We start from the raw sequence: 1,412 nt of genomic DNA, 5'->3' as shown, positions 1-1,412 counted from the left end.
GCGCGGACGCCCCGTCCGGCGAGGACGCCCGTCCGGCCGGTACCACCAGCTGGGGTGCCCGCCGCAACCGCAGCACCGACGACTGGCCGATGGACCCGCAGGACGGGCCGCGCGGGCACGAGGAGCCCGAGACCACCGGCACCTTCGAACGGCCGGTGCCCGAGAGCGGCCCCCGGGCCCCGCAGGACGGCCCCGCCGGGACGCTTCCCGGTCCCTCCGACACCGGAGCCTTCGCGCTTCCGGCCGCCGGGCAGGACGGCCCGGCCGGCGCCGGGCACTTCGCCGCCGCGGAGGCGGCCCCGTTCCCGCCCGCTGACGGCGACACCGGCACGTACCCGCGTCCGGCCGCCGGCGAGGGCGGCCTGCCCACCGCCGACACCGGCCGGTTCGAGCGGCCCGTGGAGACGACCGGGCAGTTCGAGCAGCCCACCTCGACGACCGGGCAGTTCGAACAGCTCTCGTCCACCACCGGCCAGTCCGAGCGCCCCGTGGAGACGACGGGCCAGTTCGACCACCCCGTGGACACGACCGGCCAGTTCGACCGCCCCGTGGACACGACCGGCCAGTTCGACCGCCCCGTGGACACGACCGGCCAGTTCGACCGCCCCGCCTCGGTGACCGGCCAGTTCGACCAGCCCTCGTCCACCACCGGCCAGTTCGACCGGCCCATGGACACGACGGGCCAGTTCGAGCAGCTGTCGTCCACGACCGGAGGGTTCGAGCTGCCCGAGCAGCCGGCCGCCGGCTCCGGCCGGGGCCGGGACCCGCTGGGCCAGGCGCCCTCGGGCACGGGCGACGGCCGGACCCCGATCTTCGACACCATCGAGTCGAACTGGTTCCAGGACCCCGCACCGGCCGCGCCCCAGCGCGGGACGGAGAGCGGCGGAACGCCGCGGCAAGGCGTGGCGCCGGACGAGGGCGCCGCGGACGCGCCCGCCGAGGACGCGCCCGCCGAGGACGCGCCCGCCGAGCAGTGGCAGGGTTCGGCCAACGACGAGCGGTGGCGGCAGGCGGAGCAGATCCGCCAGCCGGCGGCCGGCGGTATCACCACCTCCGGACTGCCCCGCCGGGTGCCGCAGGCCAATCTGGTCCCGGGCACCGCCCAGCAACAGCAGTCCCCCCACAGCGGTCCGCAGGTCTCGCGTGCGCCCAGTGACGTACGCGGCCGGCTGACCAATCTCCGCCGGGGTATCCAGCAGGGCCGGCAGGCCGGGGCCTCCGATTCGACCGGGAGCCACGGCGTTGTCGACCCCCATCACCAGCAGGAGCGTTAGTTGAGTCCGATGAGCCAGGCGGCGCAGAACCTGAACTGGTTGATCACCAACTTCGTGGTGAACACCCCGGGGGTGTCCCACACGGTGGTGGTCTCCGCGGACGGTCTTCTCCTCGCCATGTCCGAGGGCTTCCCGCGC

Annotated in this window: 1 protein-coding gene and 1 pseudogene; both read left to right on the top strand. The window is 75.4% G+C overall.

What is annotated here, in order from left to right:
- Positions 1-1,274, top strand: a pseudogene (locus tag AC51EU_RS30510) (hypothetical protein); the annotation flags it as partial.
- The coding region (locus tag AC51EU_RS30505; protein WP_496270330.1) for a roadblock/LC7 domain-containing protein at positions 1,275-1,412 on the top strand (138 nt) is incomplete at its 3' end.

It is taken from the genome of Candidatus Streptomyces philanthi (assembly GCF_059553635.1).
Note: the sequence above shows the minus strand (reverse complement) of the source record. Positions and strands in the feature narration are given on the sequence as shown.